The sequence below is a fragment of the Pseudonocardia abyssalis genome (assembly GCF_019263705.2).
Taxonomy (GTDB): domain Bacteria; phylum Actinomycetota; class Actinomycetes; order Mycobacteriales; family Pseudonocardiaceae; genus Pseudonocardia; species Pseudonocardia abyssalis.
Map to the genome: position 1 here is coordinate 5,751,366 of NZ_JADQDK010000001.1, position 24,752 is coordinate 5,776,117.

Consider the following 24,752-nt stretch of genomic DNA (forward strand, 5'->3'; position numbering starts at 1 on the left):
ATGCTGGACGTCGCCGTCGCCGAGGCCCGGGCCGGGCTGGCCGAGGGCGGCATCCCGATCGGCGCGGCGCTCTTCGCGAGCGACGGCACACTGCTCGGTCGCGGCCACAACCGCCGCGTGCAGGACGGTGACCCGTCGATGCACGCCGAGACGGCCGCCTTCAGGGCCGCGGGGCGCCAGCGCGACTACCGGAAGACGATCATGGTGACGACGCTGTCGCCGTGCTGGTACTGCTCCGGGCTGGTGCGCCAGTTCGGGATCGGCGCGGTGCTCGTCGGTGAGGCGCAGACGTTCTCCGGAGGGCACGACTGGCTGGCCGAGCACGGCGTCGAGGTCACGGTGCTGGGTGACGAGCGCTGCGTCGGGCTGATGACCGACTTCGTCGCGGCCCGTCCGGAGCTGTGGTTCGAGGACATCGGGGAGGTTCCGTGATCGCGACCGTCGACCTGCGCGACCCCGACCCTGCCGCGGTCGACGCAGGGCTGCAGGAGGCCGGGTTCCTGCTGGTGACCGGGCACGGCGTCGATCCCGGGCTACGCGCCGACCTGCGTGCGGCGGCCCGCCGCTTCTTCGCGTTGCCCGGGACGACCAAGCAGGCCTACGCGGTCCGGGTCGGTGGGCGGGGTTGGCTCCCGCCGGGCGTGGAGGCGAACGCGGGCGTCGAGGGAGGGGAGCATCCTCCGGACCTCAAGGAGTCGTTCGCGATCGGGCCGGAGACCCCGACCGGTGACGCGTCCGTCGACGACGTGTGGTTCCCGCCGAACGTCTGGCCGGCCGAGGTTCCCGCGCTGGAGGCCGCGGCCGCGCGGTACCTGGCCGAGATGACCCGCGTGTCCGGCGAGTTGCTGGACCTGTGCGGGGCCGCGCTGGGCGTCGACCCGCTGACGACGTCGATCCCGACCTGGACGTTCAACATCAACCGCTACCCGCCGCTGACGGAGGTGGGCGAGCCCGCGCCCGGACAGTTCCGGATCGGGCCGCACACCGACTTCGGCACCGTCACCGTGCTCGACCGGGAGCCCGGTGCGGGCGGCCTGCAGGTCCACACCGACGCGCGCGGCTGGGAGGACGCCCCGTACGACCCGGACGCGTTCACCGTCAACGTCGGCGATCTCCTGGCCCACTGGACCGGGATGCGCTGGCGCTCCGGGCGGCACCGGGTGCTGCCACCGCAGGCCGGGACGCCGCACGAGGAACTGATCTCCCTGGTCTTCTTCTTCGAGCTCGACCACGACGCGCTCGTCACCCCGCTGGCCCCGCCGATCGGGCGGCGCACCGACCTGGAGCCGGTGGTGTCGGCGCCGTTCCTGCAGGAGCGCCTGGACGCGATCTCGGTCGGCTGACTTCCCCGGAACACCCACGGGCGCGCGGGTCGCGGGGATAGCGTCCCGGGGTGTCCACGAGGGGCCCCGCCACCCGCGACCAGGTCGACGCCTACCGCTTCGGCCTGCGCCGGATGGAGACCGCACTCGTCCGCGGCGACCCGGTGCCGCTGCACGAGCAACTGCGGTCGCAACGCCGGGCCGCGGTCGCCGGGGCGCTGGTCGGGATGCTCGCGGTGGGCGGGGTCGCGATCTGGGCGCAGATCGCGCCACGGCCGACGTGGTCGCAGCAGGACGTGGTCGTCGGCTCGTCGTCGGGGGCGATGTACGTCGTGGCGCACGAGCCCGACCGGCTCGTCCCGGTCGCCAACCTCCCCGCCGGACGGCTGGTCCTCGCCGCGCTGCGTCACGGCGGTGCGGGCGGGGCCGATCCCGCGGCGGCCGTGCCCGTGCTCGTCGACGACGCCGACCTCGACGCGGTGCCGCGCACCCCCACCGCGGCGGTCCCGGGCGCCACCGCCGTGCGCCTGGGCGGCGCGGTGATCGGGCCGCGCTGGGCGGTGTGCGACGCCGTCGACCCGGACTCCGGCCGCGATCCGCGTACGACGGTCGTCGGCGGGGCGGAGCCGGTGGGGCCGTCTGCCGATGCGGTGCTGCTCGCCGTCCGTGGCGGGGACACGTGGCTGGTCAGTGGGGGTGTGCGGCACCGGATCGACCTCGCCGACCGAGCGGTCGTCGGCACACTGGGTCTGGACGGGCGGGAGCCCCGCGCGGCGTCGGCCGCACTGCTCAACGCGCTGCCGGAAGGGGCACCGCTGCGCACACCGCGGATCGCCGGGGCCGGTACGCGCTCCGGATCGGTCCGGGTGGGCGACGTCCTGGTCGGGCGGCCCGCCGGGGACGGCCCGCCGACGCACCACGTGGTGCTCGCCGGGGGCGCCCAGGCGGTCCCGCCCCTCGTCGCGCAGACCCTGCGCGCGGCGGGGGCGCGGCTGGTCGAGGTCGAGCCCGCGGTGCTGACGGCGCTGGGGTCGGCCGAGGGGCTCGACGTCGCGGGCTGGCCGGACGCGGTGCCGCCGGTCCGGGAGGTGACCGATACGCCCGTCGTGTGCGCGGTGTGGTCGGTCCAGGACGGGGCCGGGATGCTCGTCGGGTCAGCACTCCCGGTACCGCCGGGCACCGCGGGCGTCGACCTCGCGCAGGCCGACGGCGCGGGCGAGCTCGCCGACGCCGTCGTGCTGTCCCCGGGCGGTGGCGGGACGGTGCGCGCCACCGGGCCGGGCCGGGCGGGCGGGTCCGGACCCCTGTGGCTGGTGTCCGCGTCCGGTGTCGCCTATGGGGTGGCGGACTCGGCGACCGCCGAGGCACTCGGGGTCACGACGGCCGAGCCCGCGCCGGAGTGGGCGGTGCGGCTGCTCCCGGTGGGCGGGACGCTCGACCTGGCCGACGCGCAGCGGACGGTGGACGTGCTGCCGGGCTGACCGGACGCCCGATCAGCGACCGGGCGGACGCTTCCGGAGGCGGGTCGCGACGGCTGCGGCCGCGGCGAGCAGGGCGGCCGGCGCGGCCAGGTCGACCGGCGGCAGCGGCTCGTCGGCGGAACCGGGGCCCGGCGCGGTGCCGGCGAGCACGGCGGTCGGCACCTCGCCGGAGGCGTCCGGGACGCGCAGGACGGCGGGCTCGGCGGTGAGGGCGGTGAGGGGGTCGAGCACGCCGAGGCCGAGGGCCTCGTCGTGGCCACCCGCGGGGCGCCGGGCCGTGGCCAGGATCCGGTCGGCGACCTGCGCCGCGCTCAGCTCCGGGAACCGCTCGCGGACCAGGGCGGCCAGCCCGGCGACCAGCGGTGCGGAGAAGCTCGTGCCCGTGACCGGGTCGGCCGTGACGCCGCCGCCGACGGCCAGCGAGCGCATCCCCGTGCCGGGACCGGCGATGTCGACCCAGGGGCCGGCCACGGTGAACGGGGCAGCGGCGTCGTCGGGGCCGGTGGCGCCGACCGTGACCGGCTCGTCGTACCAGCCGGGGAGGGCGACCTGCTCGACGCCCGGCTCGGCGCAGAGCCCCACGCCCGTGTTGCCCGCGGCCGCGACGACGACGACGTCGGCGTCGGCGGCGTAGCGCAGCGCCGCGTGCAGCTCCGTGCCCTCGACGGCGGCCTGTTCCGGTGGGAGGCAGACCGCCTCGGACACGTTGACGACGTCGGCACCGGAACGCACGGCCAGCACGACCGCCTCGGCGAGCGTCGCGACGTCACCGGCGGGTCGCTGCCGCCCGTCCGCGGCAGGTACCGAGAACGACGGGCTGGACTGCCGGATCGACAGCACCTCAGCGCCCGGCGCGATCCCGACCACCTCGTCGTCGCCGGCCGGGCTCGCGGCCAGCAGCCCCGCGACCGCGGTGCCGTGGCCGTCGCAGTCGTCGAGCCCGTCGCCCCCGGTGAGGTAGTCGCCGCCGCCGCGCAGCCGGTCGCCGAGCCGCGCGTGGGGGGCGACCCCGGTGTCGATCACCGCGATCAGCACCCCCGCCCCCGTGGCGATGCGGTGCGCGGCCGCGAGCTGGAGGCGACGGGACGGCGGCGGATCGGTGACCGTGGACGGCCCGGCCGGCGGTGGCGCGCAGGATCGCGGGGACCGCAGCCCGGGCGCGGGGCCCGGGGTGTCGCCCGCCGGTGGTGCGACCCGCACCGGGGGCGGTGCCGGGAGGTCGTCACCGGGGGCCGGGACGGAGGCACCGGCCAGGGCGGCCGGGAGCGCGGACGCACCGACCGGGCCGGGCCCGGGCAGGACGGCGAGCAGGACGGCGAGCACGGCAGGCGCCATGGCCGTCCGGATGCCGTTCACAGGCCGCGGACCAGTGCGAACAGGCCCGTCGCGCCCAGCGCCAACGGTACCGCCGACGCGACGAGGACCCCCTCCAGGACGTCGACGGCCCGGCGCGCGACCGGCGACGGCGCCCGCCCGCCGCGCCCCGCGGTGAGCGCGACGCCGGCCCCCGCGAGGGCGAGGCACCCCACCACCAACCGCCCCGGCCCGCCGGAGACCGCGGCGACGAGCGCGGCCAGCGCGAGGCCCGAGGCCACCGCGCAGGCCAGCAGGGTGCGGGCCGGCGCGGCGTCGGCGAAGCCCCGGGAGCGCAGGGCGAGTACCGCGACGACGACCGCGCCCAGCGCGGCGCCGGTCCATCCGCCCCCGGCCGCGGCCGGGCCGACCGCCGCGGCGGCCACCACCGCGCAGCCGCCGACCAGTCCGGCGAGGTACCCACGGGCCAGGTCGGCCCGCCCGGTGAGCTCGTCGGGCGGCAGGGCGTCGGGCCCGTCGTCGGCGTCGGTCAGCTCGCCCGCGTCGGCGGGGACCACCGGGCCCGGCAGGCCGGCCAGGCGCAGCGCGGCGCGGGGCAGGAACGGTCCGGCGAGCAGCGCGGCGGCTCCGAGTCCCGCGGCGAGTGCGGCCGGGGACAGGCCCAGACGCAGGTGCAGCACGGTCGCGACCCCCACCGGGACGGCCGCGACGACGACGCCGACCAGTACCGGCGACACGACGCGCAGCACCACCTGGCCCACGGCCGCGGCGACCCCGGCCGCGGTGACGGCGAGCAGGAGCTGGGCGGAGCCGGGCGCCGCCGCGAGCGCCGCCGCCCCGGCACCCGCGGCGAGGGGGACGGCCGCGAGCGCCGCCGGGTGCCTCCCGTCGTGATCCCCGCCCGGCCGGCGTGCGGCGGCCAGCGCCGCCCCCGCCGCCATCCCGCCGACCAGAGCGGCCACGACGGCCCCCGGCCCGGCCGGCATCCCGGCGAGGATGACGGCGGCGAGGGCGGCGAGGACGAGCGCGACGGCGGGGCGCACCGCGGCGGCCGACGGACCCGCGGTGCGACCCGCGCCCGCGGCCAGCGCGTCGACCGGGTCGTCGAACACCGGGGCCGGCGGTGGTGCGGTGACCGGACCGATCCGCAGCAGCTCGCCGTCGAGCACACCGAGCTCGTCGAGCGTGGCGGCCGGGTGCAGCAGCCCGCCGGTGGCCCCCACCAGCCGCCACGGCAGCGGGCGGTGCCCCGGCCCGGGCTCGCCGACCAGCTCCAGCACCATCGGCACCAGCTCGCCGAGCGGCACGTCGGCCGGCAGCGCGACGTCGACCCGGGCGCGCGGCGCGAGCACCGTCAGCCGGGTGTAGGCGGGGGCCGTGTCGGGCCGGATCGTGCTCATCGGGTTTCTCCGTATCGCCTCGCCGGGCGGGCTCGGCTGCCTACTATCCGCCGCGCCGGGGCCGTCCCGTGGGCGTTTCGGAGAACTCGTGGAGGTGGGTGCGTGGGTACGATCGGCGTGGTCCGGCCGCAGCGCGCGGTGCCGCGCACCCCGGCGGGCGAGCTGGTGCTCGAACCCCCGCCGGAGCCCGAGCGGGTCGTCCCCGCCGGGGTACCGGCGCGGCTCCTGCCGCTGGCGATGCTGCTCGCGTCCGTCGGGTTCATCGCGGTGCTCGGCGTGCGCAACCCGACGTCGTGGCTGTTCGGGGGCATGTTCATGGTCTCGACGCTGGGGATGGTGCTCACCGGGTCGGGCGGCCGGGGCGGGGGCAACCGGTCGGCGTCCGTCGACGAGGACCGCCGCGACTACCTGCGCTACCTCGCCCAGCTGCGCCGCCGGGTCCGCGGCGTCGCCGGGCAGCAGCGCGACGCGCTCGAGACCGTCCATCCCGAGGCCGCGGCGTGGCCGGTGGTGCTCGCGTCGGGACGGTTGTGGGAGCGGCGGCCCGCCGATCCCGACTTCGGGCGCCTGCGCGTCGGGCGCGGGCCGCAGCGGCTCGCGACGCGGCTCGTCGCGCCGCAGACCGGGCCCGTCGAGGGGATCGAGCCGATCACGGCGCTGGCGCTGCGCCGGTTCCTGCTCGGGCACGCGGTGGTGCCCGACCTGCCCGTCGCGCTGGCGCTGCGGTCCAGTTCGACGGTGTGGCTGGAGCCGTCGGCGGGCTCCGCCGACCTGCGGCCCGCCCGCGACCTGGCCCGGGCGATGGTGGCGCAGTACGCGCTGTGGCACAGCCCGGCCGACGCCCTGCTCGCCGTCGTCGCCCCGCCCGCACTGGCCGCGGAGTGGGAGTGGGCGAAGTGGCTCCCGCACACAGCGCACCCACGCCGTCGTGACGCGATCGGCCCGCTGCGCATGCTCACCGCCGACGCCGACGAGGTGCGCCGCTGGTGGGTCGCGGAGCTCGCCGGCCGGCCGGCGGGACCGGGCGCCGGGGAGCCGCACCTGCTCGTGGTCGTCGACGAGGTCGTCGAGGGGCCGGGGCCGTGGGCCGCGGTCGCCGGGGTGACGGTACTGCGGGTCGGCCCGCCCCCGGGTCGGCGACCGTCGCCGTCGGTGGTGCGGCTGCTGGTCGGGCCGTCCGTCGTCGAGCGCACCGGCGGGGACGACGGAGGCGGGGACGGCCCGCACCCGGTCGGTCGGCCCGATGCGCTCGGCGTCACCGCAGCCCGCGCTCTCGCGCGCAGGCTGGCCCGGTACCGGCCGGGTGGTGCGGGCCCGGCGGACGGGGGTCCGCGCGCCGCGGCGGGCCTGCCGTCCCTGCTCGGGATGGCGGACGGACCCGACGGGGTGGCCGCGCTGCGGATCCGCTGGCGCCGCACCGAGACCGACCGGCTGCGCGTGCCGATCGGCCTCGACGAGAGCGGTGCCGCGCTGCACCTCGACCTCAAGGAGTCCGCGCAGGGCGGCAGCGGCCCGCACGGGCTGTGCATCGGGGCGACGGGCTCGGGGAAGTCGGAGCTGCTGCGCACGCTCGTGCTCGGGCTCGCCGCGACCCACTCGTCGGAGGACCTCAACCTGGTCCTCGTCGACTTCAAGGGCGGGGCGACGTTCCTCGGGCTCTCGGCGTTGCCGCACGTCTCGGCCGTCATCACCAACCTGGCCGACGAGCTGGCGCTGGTCGACCGCATGGCCGACGCGCTGGCCGGGGAGGTCACCCGGCGCCAGGAGCTGCTGCGCGCCGCGGGCAACCTCGTCGGCGTCGCGGAGTACGCGGCGGCCCGGCGCGCGGGGGCCGACCTGCCGCCGCTGCCCGCGCTGTTCGTCGTCGTCGACGAGTTCTCCGAGCTGCTCGCCCAGCGCCCCGAGCTGCTGGAGCTGCTCGTCACGATCGGCCGGCTGGGCCGGTCGCTCGGGCTGCACCTGCTGCTCGCCTCGCAGCGGCTGGAGGAGGGTCGGCTGCGCGGGTTGGAGTCGCACCTGTCCTACCGGATCGCGCTGCGCACGTTCTCCGCCGCGGAGTCGCGGGCCGTGCTCGGTGTGCCCGACGCCCACCAGCTCCCGACCGCGCCCGGCTCGGCGTTCCTGTCCACCGGCACCGACGAGCTGGTCCGCTTCCGGGCCGCCTACGTGTCCGGGCCGGCCGGGGTCGCGCGGCGGGTGCGGGGTCCGGTCGATCGCCGTGCCCACCTGTTCGGCGTCCGCCCGGTGGCGGTGCCCGCCGAGCCGGTGCCGGACGAGCCCGAGGACGGCCCGACGGTGCTGGAGACCGTCCTCGACGCCCTCGCCGGCCAGGGCCCGCCCGCGCACCGGGTCTGGCTGCCGCCGCTGGGCGACCCCCCGCCGCTCGACGGGCTGGTCGGCACCCCGCGCCCGGTGCCGGGTCGTGGGCTGGCCGCGTCCGGCGGGCGCGGAGGAGCGCTGCGGGTTCCGGTCGCGCTCGTCGACCGGCCGTACCAGCAGCGCCGCGACCCGCTGCTGCTCGACGTCTCCGGTGCCGCGGGGCACCTGGCGGTGGTGGGTGGGCCGCGGTCGGGGAAGTCGACGACGCTGCTCACCGCCGTGCTGGGCCTCGCGCTCACGCACACGCCCGTCGAGCTGGGGGTGCACGTGCTCGACTTCGGCGGCGGCGCGCTCACGCCGCTCGGCGGGCTGCCGCACGTCGGCACGGTCGCCGACCGGCTCCAGACCGACCTGGTGCGCCGCACCGTCGCGGAGGTCGCCGCGCTGCTCGCACGGCGGGAACGGCTCTTCCGCGACTCCGGGGTCGCCGGGATCGAGGCGTTCCGGGAACGGCGGGCGGCGGGGGAGTTCGGCGGCGAACCCGCCACCGACGTGCTGGTCGTCGTCGACGGGTACCTGACGTTGCGCCACGACTTCGAGGACCTGGAGACGCGGTTGCTGCCCGTCGCCGCGCAGGGCCTGTCGTTCGGGGTGCACCTGGCCGTCACCGCGGGCCGCTGGAGCGAGCTGCGGCCGGCGTTCAAGGACCTGTTCGGCAGCCGGCTGGAGTTGCGCCTCGGCGACGTCACCGACTCCGAGGTCGACCGCCGCCGGGCCGCCGCGGTGCCCGCCCGGCCCGGTCACGGGCTGGCACCGGACGGTGCGGCGATGGTGCTCGCCGCGCCCCGGCTCACCGGGTCCGACACGGCCGCGCTCGTCGCCGACGTGGCCGCGGGGTGGCCGGACGCCGGGTTCGCCCCGGTCCGCCAGCTGCCCGACCGGCTCGACCACGACCGCCTGCCCGATCCCGAGCCCGGCTCCGCAGGCCTGCCGCTCGGCGTCGACGAGGACCGGCTCGCGCTCGTGCAGCTCGACGTGGCCGCGGAGCCGCACCTGCTCTGCTTCGCCGACGCGGAGAGCGGCAAGACCACGCTGCTGCGGCTGCTGGCGCACGGGATCGTGGAGCGGTTCCGGCCCGACGAGGCGCGGGTGGTGGTGGTCGACCACCGGCGGACGCTGCTGGGGGCCGTGCCGGAGAGCCACCTGATCGGCCACACCAGCACACCCGGCGCGACCGCCGACGCCGTGCGGGAGGTGGCGGCCTCCCTGCGCAGGCGGCTCCCCGGACCCGACGTCGGCCCGCGTGAGCTGCGGGAACGGTCCTGGTGGAGCGGTCCGGAGGTGTTCGTCCTCGTCGACGACTACGACCTCGTCGCGCCCACCGGGGGGCACGGCGGCGGCGCACACCCGCTGCTGCCCCTCCTGGAGTTCCTGCCCCAGGCCAAGGACGTCGGACTGCACCTGGTGGTGGCCCGGCGGTGCGGCGGCGCCGGGCGGGCGATGTTCGACCCGGTGCTCGGGCGGCTGCGCGAGCTGTCCACCCCGGGGCTCGTGATGAACGGGCGGCCGGAGGAGGGGGTGCTCGTCGAGACGGTCAAGGCGACACCGCTGCCGCCCGGGCGCGGCACGCTCGTCGACCGCCGCCACGGGGCCCGCCGGGTCCAGCTGGCCTGGATCCCGCCCGCGGACACCCCGTGAGGGCGGCGGTCCAGCCCGGTTCGACGGTCGTCCGGGTCGCGCGGCCCGGACCCGACGGGACGCCGCGGGTGGTGGAGGTGCCGGTCGAGCCGGGCGTGCCGCTGCCGGTGCTGCTGCGCGGGCTCGTCGAGGGGGAGCCGTTGCTGGTGACCGGGCCGGTCGTCGCCGAGTCGGTCGCCGCCGGTCGCCGGGAGGTGGTCGTCGTCGACGTCGGGTCGTCCGGCACGGAGGTCTCCCTCGTCCGCGCCGGGCGGATCGCCGCCCGGCGGCGGGGTCCGGGCGGTGACCGGCTGGACCGGGCCGTCGCGACGCTGCTCGGTACCGCGGACAGGCCCCGGGCCCGGGGCCTCCGGGAGGCGGCGTCCCTGCACGAGGTGAACGGCCCCGTCACGGCGTCGGAGGTGCGGGGCGCGCTGGCCGGGACGTGGGCCGAGGTCGTCGACGCGGTGCGGGCGGTCGGCCGACGGCCGGAGGTGCCCGTGCTGCTGATCGGGGGCGGGGCGCGCACCCCCGACCTGGCCGAGCACCTCGACGCGGCCGGGTTCCGCGACGTCGTGGTGGCGGCCCGGCCGGACGCGGCCGCGGTACTCGCGGTGCGGGCCCCGTCGGCGCCGCCGCGTGCGGTCGGCCCGGCTGTGCGGTGGCTTCCCGACGCCCCGCCGCGGACCCGGCGTCCGCTGCGGGTGGCGCTGGTCCTCGCCGCGGCCGTCGTCGCGCTCGGATCGCTGCACGTGCTCGGCCGGGCCGTCGGGCCCGGTCCCGAGCCGCCACCGGCCGGGTTGCTCGCACAGTACGGCTACCGTCTCGCGGTGCCGCCGGGCTGGGCGCACACCGGCGGGTTGCCCGAGCGCCGCCGCAGCCTGCTGACGCCGCTGGGCGCCCCGGAGGGCAGCGACCTCATCGCCGTCGAGGCCACGCCGCTGGGCTACGACGCGTCCGCGGAGCCGCAGCGGGCCGCGGCCGAACTCCGGGCGGAGTTCGACGCCGCGGGTCCCGGCCTGTCCGGCTACGACCCCGTCGCGCGCTTCGGCGGGCGGGCCGTCACCGCGTACCGGGAGCGTGACGGCGTCACCGAGGTGGCCTGGTACGTCGTCATCGACGGCGGGACCCAGCTCAGCGTCGGCTGCCGGCACACCCCGTCCGGTACGGCGTCGGTCCGGGATGCCTGCGCGCTGGTGGTGGCCACGATCCGCGGCGGAGGCTGAGCGTTCACGGCAGCACACCGTCCCCCCGAACGGCCACGGGGGAGCGCCGGAACTGGCACGGTCCGCCGCACGGAGGTGGCCAGCGGGCCACCGCACGGAGGAGGGAGTGCGATGGACGGGTTCGGTACCTCGACCGAGGACATGATGGCCGCCGGTGCGCGGGCGATGGAGGTGAGGGACACCATCCTGGCCGACCTGCGGGCGCTGCAGGGCAGGCTCGCACCGCTCGCGTCCGCGTGGTCCAGCGACAGCTACCGCGTCTTCGCGCAGCTCATGGTCCGCTGGGACACCGACGCCAACCGGCTCGGCGAGGCGCTCGGCGCGATCGGCGAGGCGATCCGCACGTCGGGCACCGGGTACCAGGCGTCCGAGGACGCCTCGCGCGACGGGCTCACCACGATCACCGCGGCACTGGGCTGAGAGGGGCGGGGACATGGCACAGATCAAGGTGGGGTTCGGTGCGCTGGCCACGGCGCAGGAGGACATCCGGGCCACGACGAAGCGGATGGAGGACCGGCTCGTGGAGCTCGAGGACGCGCTCCGGCCGGTCGCGGCGACCTGGCAGGGGGAGGCGGCGCTGTTCTACCGGGACAAGCAGCGGGAGTGGAACGCCGCGGCCGTCGACATCGCGGCGGTGCTCGACCAGATCGGCCGTGCGGTCGGCACCGCGAACGAGAACTACCAACAGGTCGAGGCCCGGAACCGGTCGCTCTGGACCTGAGCGCGACGGTCCGGAGGGGGCGTTTTGACCCTCCTCCGGACCGGCGGGTACCCTCGACAACCGATAGTGCGGCGGAAGGTCGTGCGCTCTTCAGAGTGCATTCCGCCTCCGGGGCCCGGTGCCCTTCTCCGCACCAGACGCACCAGAGGCAGCTCCCGAGCCCGCAGTTCGACGAGCCTAGACAGCGACGAGGTAGGTCCGTGTCCACGTACAGCCCGAAGCCCGGCGAGATCAACCGCGCCTGGCACGTGATCGATGCTACGGACGTGGTGCTCGGCCGCCTCGCCACGCACGCCGCCACGCTCCTGCGCGGCAAGCACAAGCCGACGTACGCCCCGCACATGGACACCGGTGACTTCGTGGTCATCGTGAACGCCGAGAAGATCTCCGTGTCCGGGAACAAGCGCGACGACAAGTTCATCTACCGCCACTCCGGCTTCCCGGGCGGCCTCCGCCAGCGCTCGGTCGGTGAGATGATCGAGAAGCAGCCCGACCGCCTGGTCGAGAAGGCCGTCAAGGGCATGCTGCCGAAGAACAAGCTCGGCCGGGCGATGGGCAAGAAGCTCAAGGTCTACGCCGGCCCGAACCACCCGCACGCCGCGCAGCAGCCGGCCGCGTTCGAGATCGTCCAGGTCGCACAGTGACCAGCTCCGAGTCAGTGGAAGAAGGACAGCCCGTGACCAGCCCCGAGCCCGAGGTCGAGGCCCCCGCGGAGACGGAGGCCGTCGAGGCTGAGGCCAGCTCCGACGAGGTCGCCGAGGTCGACGCCGTCGCCGACGACGCCGTCGCCGACGACGCCGAGGTCGACGCCACCGCCGACGACGAGTACGACACCGACGTCGAGGTCGACGTGGCCGGCGACCTGCCGGCCGCCGTGTTCTCCGACCGCCCGGTGCAGACCGTCGGCCGCCGCAAGGAGGCCGTCGTCCGCGTCCGCCTCATGCCCGGCACCGGCAACTTCACGCTCAACGGCAAGAGCATCGAGACCTACTTCCCGAACAAGCTGCACCAGCAGCTGATCCGGGAGCCCCTCGTGCTGCTGGAGAAGACCGAGCGCTTCGACATCTTCGCCAACCTGCACGGTGGCGGGATCTCCGGGCAGGCCGGCGCGCTCCGCCTGGCGATCGCCCGCGCGCTGATCGAGGTCGACCCCGAGGACCGCCCGCCGCTGAAGAAGGCCGGCTTCCTCACGCGTGACCCGCGCGTCATCGAGCGCAAGAAGTACGGCCTCAAGAAGGCCCGCAAGGCGCCCCAGTACAGCAAGCGCTGAGCATGGGCGAACGACGTCTCTTCGGTACCGACGGCGTTCGCGGACTGGCCAACGGCGAGCTCCTCACCCCGGAGCTCGCCGTTGCGCTGTCCGCGTCCGCCGCGCGCGTGCTCGCCGAGCGCGACCGGACCCACCGTCCGGTCGCGGTGGTCGGGCGCGACCCCCGCGCCAGCGGGGAGATGCTCGAGGCGGCCGTCGTCGCCGGGCTCACGTCGGCGGGGGCCGACGCCGTGCGCGTCGGGGTCCTGCCGACGCCCGCTGTGGCGCACCTCGTCGACGCACTGGGTGCCGACCTGGGCGTGATGATCTCCGCCTCGCACAACCCGATGCCCGACAACGGCATCAAGCTGTTCGCCTCCGGCGGGCACAAGCTGGCCGACGCGCTGGAGATCGCCGTCGAGGACGGGATGCGCGGTCCCTGGCCGCGCCCCACCGGCGCCGGGATCGGCCGCGTCCGCGACCTCCCCGACGCCGCCGAGCGCTACACCGCCCACCTCGTCGACGGCACGCCGTCGTTGGCGGGGATCCGTGTGGTCGTCGACTGCGCGCACGGGGCCGCGTCCACGGTCGCACCCGACGCCTACCGGCGCGCCGGTGCCGAGGTCGTCGCGCTGAACGCCGACCCGGACGGGCTCAACATCAACGACGGTGTCGGGTCCACGCACCTCGGCCCGCTGCAGGCCGCGGTCCGCGAGCACGGGGCCGACCTCGGCATCGCCCACGACGGCGACGCCGACCGGTGCCTTGCCGTCGACGCCTCGGGGGCTGTGGTCGACGGCGACCAGATCATGGCCGTGCTCGCCGTCGCGATGAAGGACGCGGGCGAGCTCGCGCAGGACACCCTGGTCGCCACGGTGATGAGCAACCTCGGCCTGCACCTGGCGATGGAGGCGGCCGGGATCGCGGTGCGCACCACCGCCGTCGGCGACCGCTACGTGCTCGAGGAGCTGCGGGCGGGCGGGTTCACCCTCGGCGGCGAGCAGTCCGGGCACGTCGTTCTGCCGACGCGGTCGACCACCGGCGACGGGCTGCTCACTGCGCTGCGGCTGATGGCCCGGATGGCCGGGACCGGATCCTCGCTGGCCGAGCTGGCCGGGATCGTCACGCCGCTGCCGCAGGTGTTGCAGAACGTCGTCGTCAATGACAAGGGTGCGGTGGCCGCGTCCACGGCCGTGCGCGACGCCGTCGAGGCGGCCCAGGTGGAGCTGGGCGGCACCGGACGGGTGCTGCTGCGCCCGTCGGGCACCGAGCAGCTGGTCCGGGTGATGGTCGAGGCCCCCACCGAGGAGCAGGCCCGCGACACCGCCACCGCGCTGGCCGAGGTCGTCGCCGCGGCGGGCTGAGTTCACCCGTTCCGCCCCGCGGCGGGGTGCCGGTCGGTCAGGATCTGGCCATGGCGCCCGAGCTGCACCTCGATCCCGACCGGCTGCACCTGCACGGGTGGCGGTTGTCGGAGCTGCTGCCCGACCTGGTGCCCCCGCCCGCCCTCGATGTGGCGACCCGTGCCGAGCTCGTCACGACGCCGGGCGGGCCCGCGGTGCTCGCCGAGCTCGACCGTGCCGCGTCCGCCGTCGACCGGACGGGCCGGGAGCTGGCCGGGCTGGTCGCGGCGCTGCACGTCACCGCGTACGCGGCCGCGGCGGCCGACGCCGCAGCCGCGGTCGGGCTGTCCGCGCTCGCGGACGGGCCGTGAGCGCGGAGGAGGCACTGCTGACCGCGGCCGGGCTGCTCGCCGTCACCGCCGCCCGGCTGCAGAACGCCCTGCCCGCGCTCGGCCGGGTGATCGCCGACGTCGAGTCCGACTGGCTCGACGATGCGGGCCGGGCGTGGGTGGAGCGGGCGGGGCTGGTGCAGCGGGAGCTGGACCGGGAGGCCGACGCCGCGCTCGCCGCGGGGCGGCTCGTGGCGTCGGCGATGGAGCGGCTGGTGGCCATGCCGGACGGTCGGCCGCCCGACGACCAGTCGCCGGACGGTCTGCTGCCGGATGGACGGGCGGCGGACGGACGGACATCGGAAGGGCGGCCGCCGGACGTGTCCCCGGGGGACGGCGCGGTCGTCGCACGGCGTTCCGGCACCGGACCGCGGTTGGGCGGCACCGACGCGCGCCGGGTCGACGACGAGCGGGGGATGAACCTCGCCCGGCTCTCCGATGACGGGCCGTGAGCGGTGACCGGCTCCCCCCGTGGGCGCCTGCCCGGTGGCCGGGTCGTCCCGGCCCGGATCAGGATCGGGCGACGACCTCGGTGCCCGCGACCTTGCCGTCGACCAGTTCGTCGAGCGGCGCACCGGTCTCGTCGCACAGCTCGCGCAGCAGGAACGCGGTGACCAGGCCGCGGGTGAGGCGGCGGGTCTTCGCGTCGGGGCTGCCGGAGAGGAGCAGGTCGCTCCAGTGGATGCCGTCGAGGAAACCGGTGTGGGTGGCCTTCTTCAGCGTCCGCAGCACGACCGGGCCGCCCGCGGCCATGGCGACCGGCTCGGCGTGGCCGGTTGCGGGGGAGACGGTGTCGTTGCCCGCGGCGAGGTGCAGCGTCGGGACCGTGACCGTGCGGGCCGCGTCGAGGGCCGACGGGCGGGTCTGCGCGATCGCGATCGACACGACCGCCCGGACGCGGGAGTGCCCGGCGGCCGCGAGGATCGCAGCACCGCCGCCGATGCCGTGGCCGGCGAACGCGGTGCGGCGGGCGTCGACGCTGATCCGGCCGTCACCCAGCCGCACCCCCGCGCAGACGTCGAGCGTGGTGCGCAGGTCGGCGGCGAACCCGGCGTGGCTCGGCAGCGCACCGCGGTGGCTGCCCGGGGCGGCCGCGACGATGCCCCAGGTGGCGAGGTGGCGCAGCAGGTCGGCGTAGCGGTCGGCGGGCTGGAGCCAGTCGTGCCCGAACGCGACGGCGGCGAGGCCGAGGCCCTCCTCCGGCGCGAAGACGACGCCGGGGATGCCGACCATGCCGAGATCGCCGCGCAGCGCGGTGAGGGGCCCCGGGCGGGAGAGCTGGTCGAGCGCGTCCTTGCCGCCGCGCAGCCCGGAGAGCTGCGCGTGCACCGCGTCGGGCGAGGACGATCGGGTCCGGGTCACAGCGCAGAACCGTAGTACCGCGGCCCGCTCGTCGCCGGTCCGGGACGGGCGTGACCCGATCGTGTCGACGGCGGTGACCCCCGACGGGACCGGCCGACGCCCGCAGGCGCGCCTACTGTCGCCCCCATGTGGGGTGTGTGGACGGCCGACCAGATCCGGGACGCCGAGGCGTCGATGATGCGGCGGGTCCCGGGCGAGACGATCATGCGGCGCGCCGCGTACGGGCTCGCGGTGCGGGTGCGCGTGGAGCTCGGGCCCGCCGTCACCGGCCGGCACGTGGTGCTGCTCGTCGGGGCGGGACACAACGGCGGCGACGCCCTGTGGGCCGGGTACGAGCTGCGCCGCCGTGGCGTCGCGGTGACGGCGGTGCTGCTCGTGCCGGACCGCGCGTACGAGCCGGGGCTGGCGGCGCTGCGGCGGGTCGGGGGCCGGGTCGTCGGGGTCGTCGGGGCCGCGGAGCTGGTGGGACGGGCCGACCTGGTGGTCGACGGGATCGTCGGGATCTCCGGACGCGGTGCGGTGCGGGAACCGGGGGCCGGGCTGGTGGCCGCGGCCGCACGGGCCGGCGTGCCGGTCGTGGCCGTGGACCTGCCCAGCGGCGTCGACACCGACACCGGCGAGGTCCACGACCCCGCGGTCCGCGCCACCGCGACCGTGACCTTCGGGGCCCGCAAGCCGGTGCACGCGCTGGCCGCACCGTCGTGCGGGCCGGTGCACCTCGTCGACTTCGGGCTGGGACCGCACCTGCCCGAGCCGCACGCGCAGGTGCTCGAGGCCGCCGATGTCGCCGCCCGCTGGCCGATCCCCGGCCCGGCCGACGACAAGTACACACAGGGTGTCGTCGGAATCGCGGCCGGCTCGGCGGTCTACCCGGGGGCGGCCGTGCTCGCGGCGGGTGCCGCGGTGCTCGCGACCAGCGGGATGGTGCGCTACGCGGGCACCGGGGCCGAGGCCGTGCACGCACGGTGGCCCGAGGTCGTGGCGACCCCGGACGTCGACGGGGCGGGGCGGACCCAGGCCTGGACGGTCGGGCCCGGCTCGGGCACCGACGACGCCGGGCGCGCCACCGTCCGCGCCGCCCTGGACCGCGACGTGCCCCTGTGCCTCGACGCCGACGCGATCACCCTGCTCGCCGCGCACGCCGACCTGCGCGACGCCGTTCGCGGCAGACCGGTCGTGGTGACCCCGCACGACCGCGAGTTCGCCCGACTGGCCGGGGATGTGGGCGCCGACCGGATCGGCGCGGCCCGGCGCGCGGCCGCCGACCTCGGCGTGACGGTGCTGCTCAAGGGCCACGCGACGGTCGTCGCGGCCCCGGACGGGCGCGCGCTCGTGCACCCGTCGACGACGTCGTGGGCGGCCACGGCGGGGTCGGGAGACGTGCTGTCCGGGATCATCGGGGCGCTGCTCGCCGCCGGGCTGGAGCCGTGGTGGGCGGCGGGGTGTGCCGCGTTCGTGCACGCCCGCGCCGCCGGGCTCGCCGCCGACGGCGCGCCCGCCCCGGCCTCGCTGCTGCAGGCCGCCATCCCGGCGGCGGTCCGCTCCCTGTTCCGGACGTCCGCCGCCCAAGATCGTGCGCAGTGAGGCGGCGCACGCCCTCCGGGGGACCCCCGGCCCCGGCCGGTGATGCGATGATGCCGTCGTGACTTCGTCGGGGACGGCCCGGGTCGAGGCGGTGATCGACCTCGACGCCGTGCGCCACAACATCGGGGTGCTCACCGCTGCAGCCGCGGATGCCCAGGTCATGGCCGTGGTCAAGGCCGACGGGTACGGCCACGGAGCCGTGCCGGTAGCGCGGGCCGCACTGTCTGCCGGGGCGACGTGGCTGGGCGTCTGCACGATCGAGGAGGCGCTGGAGCTGCGGGCGGCGGGCGTCACGGCGCCGCTGCTGTCGTGGCTGCACGTGCCCGACGACGACTTCGCGGCCGCGATCGCGGCCGACGTCGACCTGTCGGTCGCCTCCCGCGAGCACCTGGCCGCCGTGCTGGCCGGGGCGCGGACCGCCGGTCGCCCGGTGCGGCTGCACCTCAAGATCGACACCGGGCTCTCCCGCAACGGTGCGCCCGCCGCGGAGTGGGGCGACCTGCTCGACGACGCCGCGAAGGCCTCCGCCGACGGCACCTGCGAGGTGGTGGCCGTCTGGTCGCACCTCGCGCACGCCGACGCCCCGCACCATCCGACGCTGGACCGGCAGGCCGTCCGGCTGAACGAGGCCTGGCAGGCCGCGCGGGACCGCGGGCTCGCCCCACTGCGTCACCTCGCGAACTCCGCGGCCACCCTCACCCGCCCCGACCTCCACTTCGACATCGTCCGGCCGGGCATCGCCGTGTACGGGCTCGACCCGCTCGACCGGCCCGTCGAGGAGAGTCCGCTGCGCCCGGTGATGACACTGCGGGCCCGCGTCGCACTGGTGAAGCGGGTGCCCGCCGGGGAGGGCGTGTCCTACGGCCACGAATGGACCACCCCGGCGGAGACGACGCTGGCGCTGATCCCCGCGGGCTACGCCGACGGGGTGCCGCGCCGGCTGAACCGCAACTCCCGGATGCAGGTGCTGCTCGGGGGCCGGCTGCGGCCGGTGGTCGGACGGGTCTGCATGGACCAGGTGGTGGTCGACTGCGGCCTCGACAGCGACGTGCGGGCGGGTGACCACGCGGTGCTGTTCGGGCCGGGCGACGACGGCGGACCCACCGCGCAGGACTGGGCCGACGAGCTCGACACGATCCACTACGAGATCGCCACCGGCGTGCACGGCAACCGCGTGACCCGCACCCCGGTGGGGTCGCCGTGAAGCGGCCCGGGGTCTGGCAGACCGTCGGTGTGGCGGGCGGCGTGGTCGGCGCGGCCGCCACGGGTGTGGCGGTCGGCGCGGCCGCCCGCAAGCGCAAGCAGATCTCCACGGCGCGGCGCAGGCTCGCCACCCAGATGTCGGAGGGCAGCTCCGAGCCGGGCGTGCTGCCGCCGGGGGAACCGTCGTCGGTGACGGCCGACGACGGCGTGCGGCTGTCGTGCGAGGAGATCAACCTCTCCGAGGGCCCCGACGACGCGCCCGTGCTCACCGTCGTGCTCGTGCACGGGTTCGCACTGGACCGGCGCACCTGGCACTTCCAGCGCAGGTCGTTGGCCGAGCTCACCGACCCCGCCGTGCGACTGGTCCTGTACGACCAGCGCAGCCACGGGCGTTCCGAGCGCGCCTCGCGGGAGAGTTGCACGATCGAGCAGCTCGGCCACGACCTCGACGCCGTGATCCGCGCACTGGCCCCGGAGGGCCCGCTGGTGCTCGTGGGGCACTCCATGGGCGGGATGACGCTCATGGCGCTGGCCGAGCAGCACCCGGAGCTGTTCACCGACCGCGTGCTCGGGGTGGCACTCGTCGCCACCTCGGCGGGCGAGGTGGCGAGTGCCGGCCTGCAGGGGGCCCTGCTGTCGCGGCGCAACCCGCTGACCCGCGGTGTCGGCCTGCTCGCCCGGCTGCAGCCCACGCTCGTGGACGTGGTGCGTGGCGTGGCGGGCGACCTGATCTGGGCGATCACCCGCAGCTTCGCGTACGGCGACCGCAGCGTCGCCCCCTGGCTGGTCGACCTGGTCGACACGATGATCAGCTCCAACGCGGTGGACGCGCTCACCGACTTCGTCGACACCGTGGGCACCCACGACCGGGTGGCGGCACTGCCCGCACTCGCGGGCTGCGAGGTGCTCGTGGCCGCGGGCGAGGCCGACCGCGTGATCCCGTTCGCGCACTCCGAGCGGATCGCGGCCGAGCTGCCCGATGCGGCGCTGGTGCGCTTCCCCGGCGTGGGGCACCTGCCGATGCTGGAGCGGCACGAGGTGATGGACCAGGCGCTGATCGCGCTGCTGCAGCGCAGTGCGGCCCGCATCGACGACGGGTCGGCCACCGACACCGGCCAGGGCAGGCCGCGGCGGTTCCGGCGGCGGGCGTGAGCGCGGCCGGGGTGCCGGTCGACACCGCCCTGGAGCTGCCCGACGTCGCCGACACCGAGGCGCTGGGCGAGCGCCTGGCCGCAGGGCTCACGGCAGGTGACCTGGTGGTGCTGTCGGGCCCGCTCGGCGCGGGCAAGACGGCGTTCGTGCGGGGGCTCGCCCGCGGGCTCGGGGTGACCGGCCCGGTGACGTCGCCGACGTTCGTGATCGCCCGTGAGCACCGCGCCGGACCGCGCGGGGTGCCGCTGGTGCACGTCGACGCGTACCGCCTCGGGATGGCCGCCGACGTGGCCGCGGAGCTGGACGACCTCGACCTCGACACCGACCTCGCCGACGCCGTGGTGGCCGTGGAGTGGGGCGAGGGCGTGGCGGAGCGGCTCTCGGCGAGGCACCTGCTCGTGCGCCTGCACCGCCGACCCGACGACGTGCGCGTGGCGACCGTGGTGCGGGTGGAGGCCCCGTGACGATCGAGGCCGTGATCTTCGACTGGGGCGGCACGCTGACGCCCTGGACCTCCCTGGACCCGCACGACGCGTGGCGCGCCTATGTGAGCACGCGGCACGCGGACGACGACGCGCGCGCGGCGGAGCTCGCGGTGGCGCTCGCCACGGCCGAGGCGGCCCGGTGGGCCACCGTCCGCGACTCCCACCGCGCGTTCACCACCGCGGAGCTGATCGCCGACGCGGAGGCCGGTCACGACCCGTCGGCGCTGGAGGCGTACCGCGGGTTCTGGGTGCAGGCCACGCGCACCGACCCCGAAGCCGCGCCGATGCTCACCGAGCTGCGCGAACGCGGCCTGCTGCTCGGCGTGCTCTCCTCCACGGCCTGGCCCGCGCAGTGGCACGAGGACTGGTTGAGCCGCGACGGCGTGTTCGACCTCTTCGACGCCTGCGTGTGGAGCAGCGACCTGGCCTACACCAAGCCGCATCCCACGGCGTTCCGCGCCGCGATGGACGCGCTGGGCATGGCGCACCCCGAGCGCTGCGTGTACGTCGGCGACCGACCCTACGACGACATCAGCGGTGCCAAGAGCGTCGGGATGAAGGCGGTGCTGGTGCCGCACTCCGACATCCCGGCGGTGCAGCAGGTGCCGGTGGACGTGCACCCCGACGGCGTGATCGCGAGCCTCGCCGACCTCCCGGAGCTGCTCGCCGACTGGTGAGGCGGCGCTCACGGCCCGGACGCCGTCCACGGCGAGCCGTACGGCCGGTCGTCGGGTTCGTCCCACTCCCACGGGTCCTGGGCCGGGGTGGGGCCGGCCCACCGCGCGGCGCAGCGCATCGAGCGGATCACCCCCGGACCGCTCAGCCTGCTGCACCAGTTCGCCCAGCAGCTCCGTGGTCTCCCGGTAGGGCAGGAAGCACTCGCACCCGACCTGCCGCGGTTCGCCGTCGGGCAGCGCCCGGCCGTCCTGGTCGAGCCCTCCGAAGCAGATGAGGGGCTTGCGCAGCTCCGCGAGCGGATCGCTGTCGGGATCCAGGCGCCCGGTGGCGTGCAGGAAGTCGAACCAGTCCCACACGGCGTCGACGATCTCCGCCGGGCACGGGCACCGGTTGCGCGAGCACCGGTTCGGGATGCCGCGGCGCACGACGCCGTAGGTGCCGGTGCGGGTCCACCGCCTGGTCGTGGCCTCGGGATCGGGCTCGGTGGCCGCACAGAGGAGGGCGAAGTGGTCGGGATCGGTCCGGCGTTCACGCCCGGACTGCCACGCGATCGCGGCGTCGATCAGCTCGCGGTGCCGCTCGCGGGCCGCGGCGACGGCAGTGGACAGGGCGACGGTTCGGGGTGTCTCGGTCATGGCGCCGACGATCCGACCGGGCCCCGACAGGACCCGGCACGGGCCCCGACCACGATCGCGAGTTGTCCACATCGACGAGAGTTGTCCACAGGTCGGCGGCCCGTCGGCACGGGCCGGAACCGACGCTCGTAGCCTGGGCGGGTGCTCGTGCTGGCCCTGGACACCGCGACGACCGCCGTCACGGCGGGCGTCGTCGAACTGACCCCCGACGCGGTCGTGCCCCGGTCGGTGCGCGTCGTGGACGATCCCCGCAAGCACGCGGAGCTGCTCATGCCGGGCGTGCTCGGCGCGTGTGCCGACGCCGGGATCGCGCTGCAGGAGATCGACGCGGTCGTCGTCGGCACCGGGCCGGGCCCGTTCACCGGGCTGCGGGTCGGGATGGTCACCGCCGCCGCGCTGGGCGACGCGCTCGCCGTTCCCGTGCACGGGGTGTGCACCCTCGACGCGATCGCCGCCGACGCCACGGCTCCGGACACCGCGTCGCTGCTCGTCGTCACCGACGCCCGGCGCCGCGAGGTCTACTGGGCCGCCTACGACGGGTCCGGGGCGCGGGTGGACGGCCCGCACGTGGAGTCCCCGGCGGCGCTGGTCGGGCGCGGTCTGTCCGTGACCGCCGCGGCGGGCGGGTCGGCCGCGGGGCTCGGGTGGCCGGTGCGCGAACCCGCCGCGCCGTCGCCGCGGGGGCTGGTTGCCGCCGCCGCCGCGGCGGTGCGGTCGGGGGTCGATCCCGGGCCGTTGGAGCCGCTGTACCTGCGCCGTCCCGACGCCCAGGAGCCGGGAGCGCGCAAGAAGGTGAGCGCCCGATGACCACCGACGAGCTGCGCGAGGACGACGCCCCCCGCTGCGCCGAGCTGGAGAAGCTGCTCTTCCCCGAGGACGACCCGTGGAGCGAGCGCGCCTTCCGCGACGAGGTGCGGATGGGGCACCTCTACCGCGCCGCGCGCGACGGCGACATGCTCGTCGGCTACGCCGGGCTCGCCTTCGTCGCCGGGCCGCCGCAGGCCGAGGCCGAGATCCACACGATCGGCGTCGACCCGTCGCACCAGGGCCGCGGGATCGGCCGCACGTTGCTGCGCGAACTGCTGGAGGTGGCCGACGCGGAGCGGGCCACGGTGTTCCTGGAGGTCCGCACCGACAACGAGCCCGCGCGCACGCTCTACGAGTCGGAGGGCTTCACCGTGGTCGGCCTGCGCAGGCGCTACTACCGGCCCAGCGGGGCCGACGCCCACACGATGCGGAGGGACGCCCGATGATCGTCCTGGGCATCGAGACCTCGTGCGACGAGACCGGCGTCGGGATCGTGCGTACCGAGGGCGGCGCGGTCGCGCTGCTGGCCAACGAGGTTGCGTCCTCGGTCGACGAGCACGCGCGCTTCGGCGGGGTGGTGCCGGAGGTCGCGTCCCGCGCCCACCTGCAGGCCATGGTGCCCGCGGTGCGCCGTGCGCTCGCCGCGGCCGGGATCGCCGCCCGCGACGTCGACGCCGTGGCCGTCACGGCGGGTCCGGGGCTCACCGGCGCTCTGCTCGTCGGGGTGGCGGCCGCGAAGGCCTACGCCACCGCCTGGGACGTGCCGCTCTACGGCGTCAACCACCTCGCCGCGCACGTCGCCGTCGATACGCTGCAGCACGGCCCGCTGCCGCCGTGCCTCGCGCTGCTGGTCTCCGGCGGGCACTCCAGCCTGCTCGACGTGCCCGACATCGCAGGGCCCGTCACCCCGCTCGGCGCCACGATCGACGACGCGGCGGGGGAGGCGTTCGACAAGATCGCCCGCCTGCTGGGCCTGCCGTTCCCCGGCGGTCCGCACGTCGACCGCGTGGCCCGCGACGGCGACCCGCGCGCGGTCGCGTTCCCGCGCGGACTCACCGGCCCCCGCGACGCCTCGTTCGACTTCTCCTTCTCCGGCCTCAAGACCGCGGTGGCGCGGCACGTCGAGGCGCTGGAGCGGGCGGGCACCCCGGTGCCGGTGGCCGACGTCGCGGCGAGCTTCCAGGAGGCCGTCGTGGACGTGCTCACCGCGAAGGCCGTGCGCGCGGCCCGTGAGCGGGGTATGGAGACGCTGCTGCTCGGCGGGGGAGTCGCGGCCAACTCGCGGCTCCGCGCGCTCGCCCAGGAGCGCTGCGACGCCGCCGGCATCGTCCTGCGCGTGCCGCGCCCCGGCCTGTGCACCGACAACGGGGCGATGGTCGCGGCACTGGGGGCGCACCTGCTCGCGGGCGGGGCGGCCGCCAGTCCGCTGGACCTCCCGGCCGACTCGTCGATGCCGGTCACCGAGGTGCTGGTGGGTAGCTAGACGCCGGCCGCGGTGAGACGGGCCAGCTCGTCGGCACCCAGCTCCAGGGTCAGCGCCGGGAGCAGGGCGGTGAGCTGTTCCGGGGTGCGGGCACTCGCGATCGGTGCGGCGACCGTCGGCTGTGCCGCGAGCCAGGCCAGCGCGACCGCCGCCACCGGCACGTCGTGCGCGACGCCGATCTCGTCGAGCGCGGCGAGTACCGCGGTGCCGCGGTCGTCGAGGTAGGCCAGCGCCCCCTCGGCCCGGACGCTTGCGACGTCCGGCCCGCCGGTCCGGTACTTGCCGGTGAGGAAACCCTTGGCCAGCGCGTAGTACGGCAGGCACGCGATCCCCTCGGCGGCCAGCAGCGGGGCCAGCCCGGCTTCGAACTCCGCGCGCTCCATCAGGTTGTAGTGCGGCTGGGCGGCGACGTAGGACGTGGTACCCGCGGAGAGGTCGAGTGCGCTGCGCAGCCGGTCGGCGGAGAAGTTGGAGGCGCCGATCTCGCGCACCGACCCGATGCGGACGAGCGCGTCGAACGCTCCGAGGGTCTCCTCCTGCGGGGTGTCGGGGTCGTCCTTGTGGGCCCAGTACAGGTCGATCCGGTCGGTGCGCAGCCGCCGCAGCGAGTCCTCGCACGCCGCGCGGATGTTCGCCGCCGACAGGCCCGGGCGGGTCGGGAGCGAGCCCACCTTCGTCGCGATGACGACCTCGTCGCGGTTGCCGCGCTCGGCCATCCAGTCGCCGATGATCGTCTCGGACTCGCCGCCGGAGTTGCCGGGGACCCGCCACATGTAGGAGTCGGCCGTGTCGATCACGGTGCCGCCCGCCGCGACGAAGCCGTCGAGCACCGCGAACGACGCTTCCCGGTCGGCCGTCCACCCGAACACGTTCGCGCCCAGGCAGAGCCGGGACACCTCCAGAGAACCGATCCTCTCCATGC

The 24,752-nt window shown here is 76.6% G+C and carries 25 protein-coding genes; 20 read left to right on the plus strand and 5 right to left on the minus strand.

What is annotated here, in order from left to right; translation table 11 throughout:
• The 3 genes from I4I81_RS28400 to eccB are packed head-to-tail and all read left to right on the plus strand — an operon-like array spanning position 1 to position 2,803.
• The gene (locus tag I4I81_RS28400; protein ID WP_218601023.1) at positions 1-432 is read left to right on the plus strand and encodes a nucleoside deaminase; all 432 of its coding nucleotides are present in this window, start codon (positions 1-3) and stop codon (positions 430-432) included.
• Positions 429-1,343, plus strand: a complete 915-nt coding sequence (locus tag I4I81_RS28405) for an isopenicillin N synthase family dioxygenase (protein ID WP_226363608.1) — start codon at positions 429-431, stop codon at positions 1,341-1,343. Before I4I81_RS28400 ends, I4I81_RS28405 begins: the two co-directional genes overlap by 4 nt.
• A gap of 50 nt (positions 1,344-1,393) precedes the next feature.
• On the plus strand, positions 1,394-2,803 hold the full coding sequence (gene eccB, locus I4I81_RS28410) for a type VII secretion protein EccB (protein WP_218616450.1): 1,410 nt from the start codon (positions 1,394-1,396) through the stop codon (positions 2,801-2,803).
• A gap of 12 nt (positions 2,804-2,815) precedes the next feature.
• On the opposite strand, the gene mycP is transcribed toward eccB, so the two are convergent.
• Together mycP and eccD are read right to left on the minus strand one after the other, a co-directional pair.
• Positions 2,816-4,138, minus strand: coding sequence for a type VII secretion-associated serine protease mycosin (mycP, locus tag I4I81_RS28415; protein ID WP_218616451.1), 1,323 nt, complete (start codon positions 4,136-4,138; stop codon positions 2,816-2,818).
• 17 nt (positions 4,139-4,155) lie between these two features.
• Entirely contained in the window at positions 4,156-5,517 is a 1,362-nt protein-coding gene (gene eccD, locus I4I81_RS28420) for a type VII secretion integral membrane protein EccD (RefSeq protein ID WP_218616452.1), read from the minus strand.
• Between the two features lie 102 nt (positions 5,518-5,619).
• Here eccD and eccCa point away from each other — a divergent pair, with 102 nt between their 5' ends.
• The 9 genes from eccCa to I4I81_RS28465 all read left to right on the plus strand — a co-directional run bounded on the left by eccCa (position 5,620) and on the right by I4I81_RS28465 (position 14,893).
• Positions 5,620-9,534: a type VII secretion protein EccCa gene (gene eccCa / locus I4I81_RS28425; RefSeq protein WP_218616453.1), complete on the plus strand. Its 3,915-nt coding sequence runs from the start codon at positions 5,620-5,622 to the stop codon at positions 9,532-9,534.
• On the plus strand, positions 9,531-10,739 hold the full coding sequence (locus I4I81_RS28430) for a type VII secretion-associated protein (protein ID WP_218604880.1): 1,209 nt from the start codon (positions 9,531-9,533) through the stop codon (positions 10,737-10,739). The genes eccCa and I4I81_RS28430 overlap by 4 nt, the downstream gene beginning before the upstream one ends.
• Before the next feature lie 111 nt (positions 10,740-10,850).
• Positions 10,851-11,159, plus strand: a complete 309-nt coding sequence (locus tag I4I81_RS28435) for a WXG100 family type VII secretion target (protein ID WP_218604879.1) — start codon at positions 10,851-10,853, stop codon at positions 11,157-11,159.
• Between the two features lie 13 nt (positions 11,160-11,172).
• Positions 11,173-11,460: a WXG100 family type VII secretion target gene (locus I4I81_RS28440; protein WP_218604878.1), complete on the plus strand. Its 288-nt coding sequence runs from the start codon at positions 11,173-11,175 to the stop codon at positions 11,458-11,460.
• Between the two features lie 200 nt (positions 11,461-11,660).
• Positions 11,661-12,104 (plus strand): 50S ribosomal protein L13, encoded by a 444-nt coding sequence (gene rplM / locus I4I81_RS28445; RefSeq protein ID WP_218604877.1) that lies wholly within the window; start codon positions 11,661-11,663, stop codon positions 12,102-12,104.
• 32 nt (positions 12,105-12,136) lie between these two features.
• On the plus strand, positions 12,137-12,730 hold the full coding sequence (gene rpsI / locus I4I81_RS28450) for a 30S ribosomal protein S9 (protein WP_226363609.1): 594 nt from the start codon (positions 12,137-12,139) through the stop codon (positions 12,728-12,730).
• 2 nt (positions 12,731-12,732) lie between these two features.
• Entirely contained in the window at positions 12,733-14,073 is a 1,341-nt protein-coding gene (gene glmM / locus I4I81_RS28455; protein ID WP_218604876.1) for a phosphoglucosamine mutase, read from the plus strand.
• A gap of 50 nt (positions 14,074-14,123) precedes the next feature.
• The gene (locus I4I81_RS28460) at positions 14,124-14,423 is read left to right on the plus strand and encodes a hypothetical protein (RefSeq protein ID WP_218604875.1); all 300 of its coding nucleotides are present in this window, start codon (positions 14,124-14,126) and stop codon (positions 14,421-14,423) included.
• Positions 14,420-14,893 (plus strand): hypothetical protein, encoded by a 474-nt coding sequence (locus I4I81_RS28465; protein ID WP_218604874.1) that lies wholly within the window; start codon positions 14,420-14,422, stop codon positions 14,891-14,893. Before I4I81_RS28460 ends, I4I81_RS28465 begins: the two co-directional genes overlap by 4 nt.
• A gap of 58 nt (positions 14,894-14,951) precedes the next feature.
• Here the strand turns inward: I4I81_RS28465 and I4I81_RS28470 are convergent, their stop codons facing one another.
• Complete coding sequence (locus I4I81_RS28470) at positions 14,952-15,803, minus strand: dienelactone hydrolase family protein (protein ID WP_226363610.1); 852 nt, start codon at positions 15,801-15,803, stop codon at positions 14,952-14,954.
• Positions 15,804-15,929: 126 nt separating this feature from the next.
• On the opposite strand from I4I81_RS28470, the gene I4I81_RS28475 reads away from it, so the two are divergent.
• The 5 genes from I4I81_RS28475 to I4I81_RS28495 are packed head-to-tail and all read left to right on the plus strand — an operon-like array spanning position 15,930 to position 20,904.
• Positions 15,930-17,387, plus strand: coding sequence for an NAD(P)H-hydrate dehydratase (locus I4I81_RS28475; protein ID WP_218616454.1), 1,458 nt, complete (start codon positions 15,930-15,932; stop codon positions 17,385-17,387).
• A gap of 58 nt (positions 17,388-17,445) precedes the next feature.
• Positions 17,446-18,591 (plus strand): alanine racemase, encoded by a 1,146-nt coding sequence (gene alr, locus I4I81_RS28480; RefSeq protein ID WP_218602413.1) that lies wholly within the window; start codon positions 17,446-17,448, stop codon positions 18,589-18,591.
• Entirely contained in the window at positions 18,588-19,742 is a 1,155-nt protein-coding gene (locus tag I4I81_RS28485; protein ID WP_218602412.1) for an alpha/beta fold hydrolase, read from the plus strand. Before alr ends, I4I81_RS28485 begins: the two co-directional genes overlap by 4 nt.
• The gene (gene tsaE / locus I4I81_RS28490) at positions 19,739-20,206 is read left to right on the plus strand and encodes a tRNA (adenosine(37)-N6)-threonylcarbamoyltransferase complex ATPase subunit type 1 TsaE (RefSeq protein ID WP_226363611.1); all 468 of its coding nucleotides are present in this window, start codon (positions 19,739-19,741) and stop codon (positions 20,204-20,206) included. The genes I4I81_RS28485 and tsaE overlap by 4 nt, the downstream gene beginning before the upstream one ends.
• Positions 20,203-20,904 carry an HAD family hydrolase gene (locus I4I81_RS28495; protein WP_226363612.1) on the plus strand — a complete coding sequence of 234 codons (702 nt, stop codon included), beginning with the start codon at positions 20,203-20,205 and terminating at the stop codon, positions 20,902-20,904. The genes tsaE and I4I81_RS28495 overlap by 4 nt, the downstream gene beginning before the upstream one ends.
• Before the next feature lie 8 nt (positions 20,905-20,912).
• On the opposite strand, the gene I4I81_RS31295 is transcribed toward I4I81_RS28495, so the two are convergent.
• Positions 20,913-21,035: a hypothetical protein gene (locus I4I81_RS31295; protein ID WP_267460807.1), complete on the minus strand. Its 123-nt coding sequence runs from the start codon at positions 21,033-21,035 to the stop codon at positions 20,913-20,915.
• A gap of 646 nt (positions 21,036-21,681) precedes the next feature.
• Between I4I81_RS31295 and tsaB the strand changes: the two genes are divergently transcribed.
• From tsaB to tsaD, 3 genes are read left to right on the plus strand one after another with little or no spacing between them, the layout of a single operon-like run.
• Entirely contained in the window at positions 21,682-22,347 is a 666-nt protein-coding gene (gene tsaB / locus I4I81_RS28500; RefSeq protein ID WP_218602411.1) for a tRNA (adenosine(37)-N6)-threonylcarbamoyltransferase complex dimerization subunit type 1 TsaB, read from the plus strand.
• Positions 22,344-22,793: a ribosomal protein S18-alanine N-acetyltransferase gene (rimI, locus tag I4I81_RS28505; protein WP_218602410.1), complete on the plus strand. Its 450-nt coding sequence runs from the start codon at positions 22,344-22,346 to the stop codon at positions 22,791-22,793. The genes tsaB and rimI overlap by 4 nt, the downstream gene beginning before the upstream one ends.
• Entirely contained in the window at positions 22,790-23,830 is a 1,041-nt protein-coding gene (gene tsaD, locus I4I81_RS28510; protein ID WP_218602409.1) for a tRNA (adenosine(37)-N6)-threonylcarbamoyltransferase complex transferase subunit TsaD, read from the plus strand. Before rimI ends, tsaD begins: the two co-directional genes overlap by 4 nt.
• Here tsaD and I4I81_RS28515 read toward each other — a convergent pair.
• Complete coding sequence (locus tag I4I81_RS28515) at positions 23,827-24,750, minus strand: aldo/keto reductase (protein WP_218602408.1); 924 nt, start codon at positions 24,748-24,750, stop codon at positions 23,827-23,829. The genes tsaD and I4I81_RS28515 overlap by 4 nt on opposite strands.
• Between the last annotated feature and the right edge of the window lie 2 nt (positions 24,751-24,752).

Coding starts and splice junctions, on each gene's coding strand:
- I4I81_RS28400 (WP_218601023.1), top strand. CDS start 1: ATGCTGGACGTCGCCGTCGCCGAGGCCCGGGCCGGGCTGGCCGAGGGC.
- mycP (WP_218616451.1), bottom strand. CDS start 4,138: ATGGCGCCTGCCGTGCTCGCCGTCCTGCTCGCCGTCCTGCCCGGGCCC.
- eccD (WP_218616452.1), bottom strand. CDS start 5,517: ATGAGCACGATCCGGCCCGACACGGCCCCCGCCTACACCCGGCTGACG.
- I4I81_RS28435 (WP_218604879.1), top strand. CDS start 10,851: ATGGACGGGTTCGGTACCTCGACCGAGGACATGATGGCCGCCGGTGCG.
- I4I81_RS28440 (WP_218604878.1), top strand. CDS start 11,173: ATGGCACAGATCAAGGTGGGGTTCGGTGCGCTGGCCACGGCGCAGGAG.
- glmM (WP_218604876.1), top strand. CDS start 12,733: ATGGGCGAACGACGTCTCTTCGGTACCGACGGCGTTCGCGGACTGGCC.
- I4I81_RS28460 (WP_218604875.1), top strand. CDS start 14,124: ATGGCGCCCGAGCTGCACCTCGATCCCGACCGGCTGCACCTGCACGGG.
- I4I81_RS28475 (WP_218616454.1), top strand. CDS start 15,930: ATGTGGGGTGTGTGGACGGCCGACCAGATCCGGGACGCCGAGGCGTCG.
- rimI (WP_218602410.1), top strand. CDS start 22,344: ATGACCACCGACGAGCTGCGCGAGGACGACGCCCCCCGCTGCGCCGAG.
- tsaD (WP_218602409.1), top strand. CDS start 22,790: ATGATCGTCCTGGGCATCGAGACCTCGTGCGACGAGACCGGCGTCGGG.
- I4I81_RS28515 (WP_218602408.1), bottom strand. CDS start 24,750: ATGGAGAGGATCGGTTCTCTGGAGGTGTCCCGGCTCTGCCTGGGCGCG.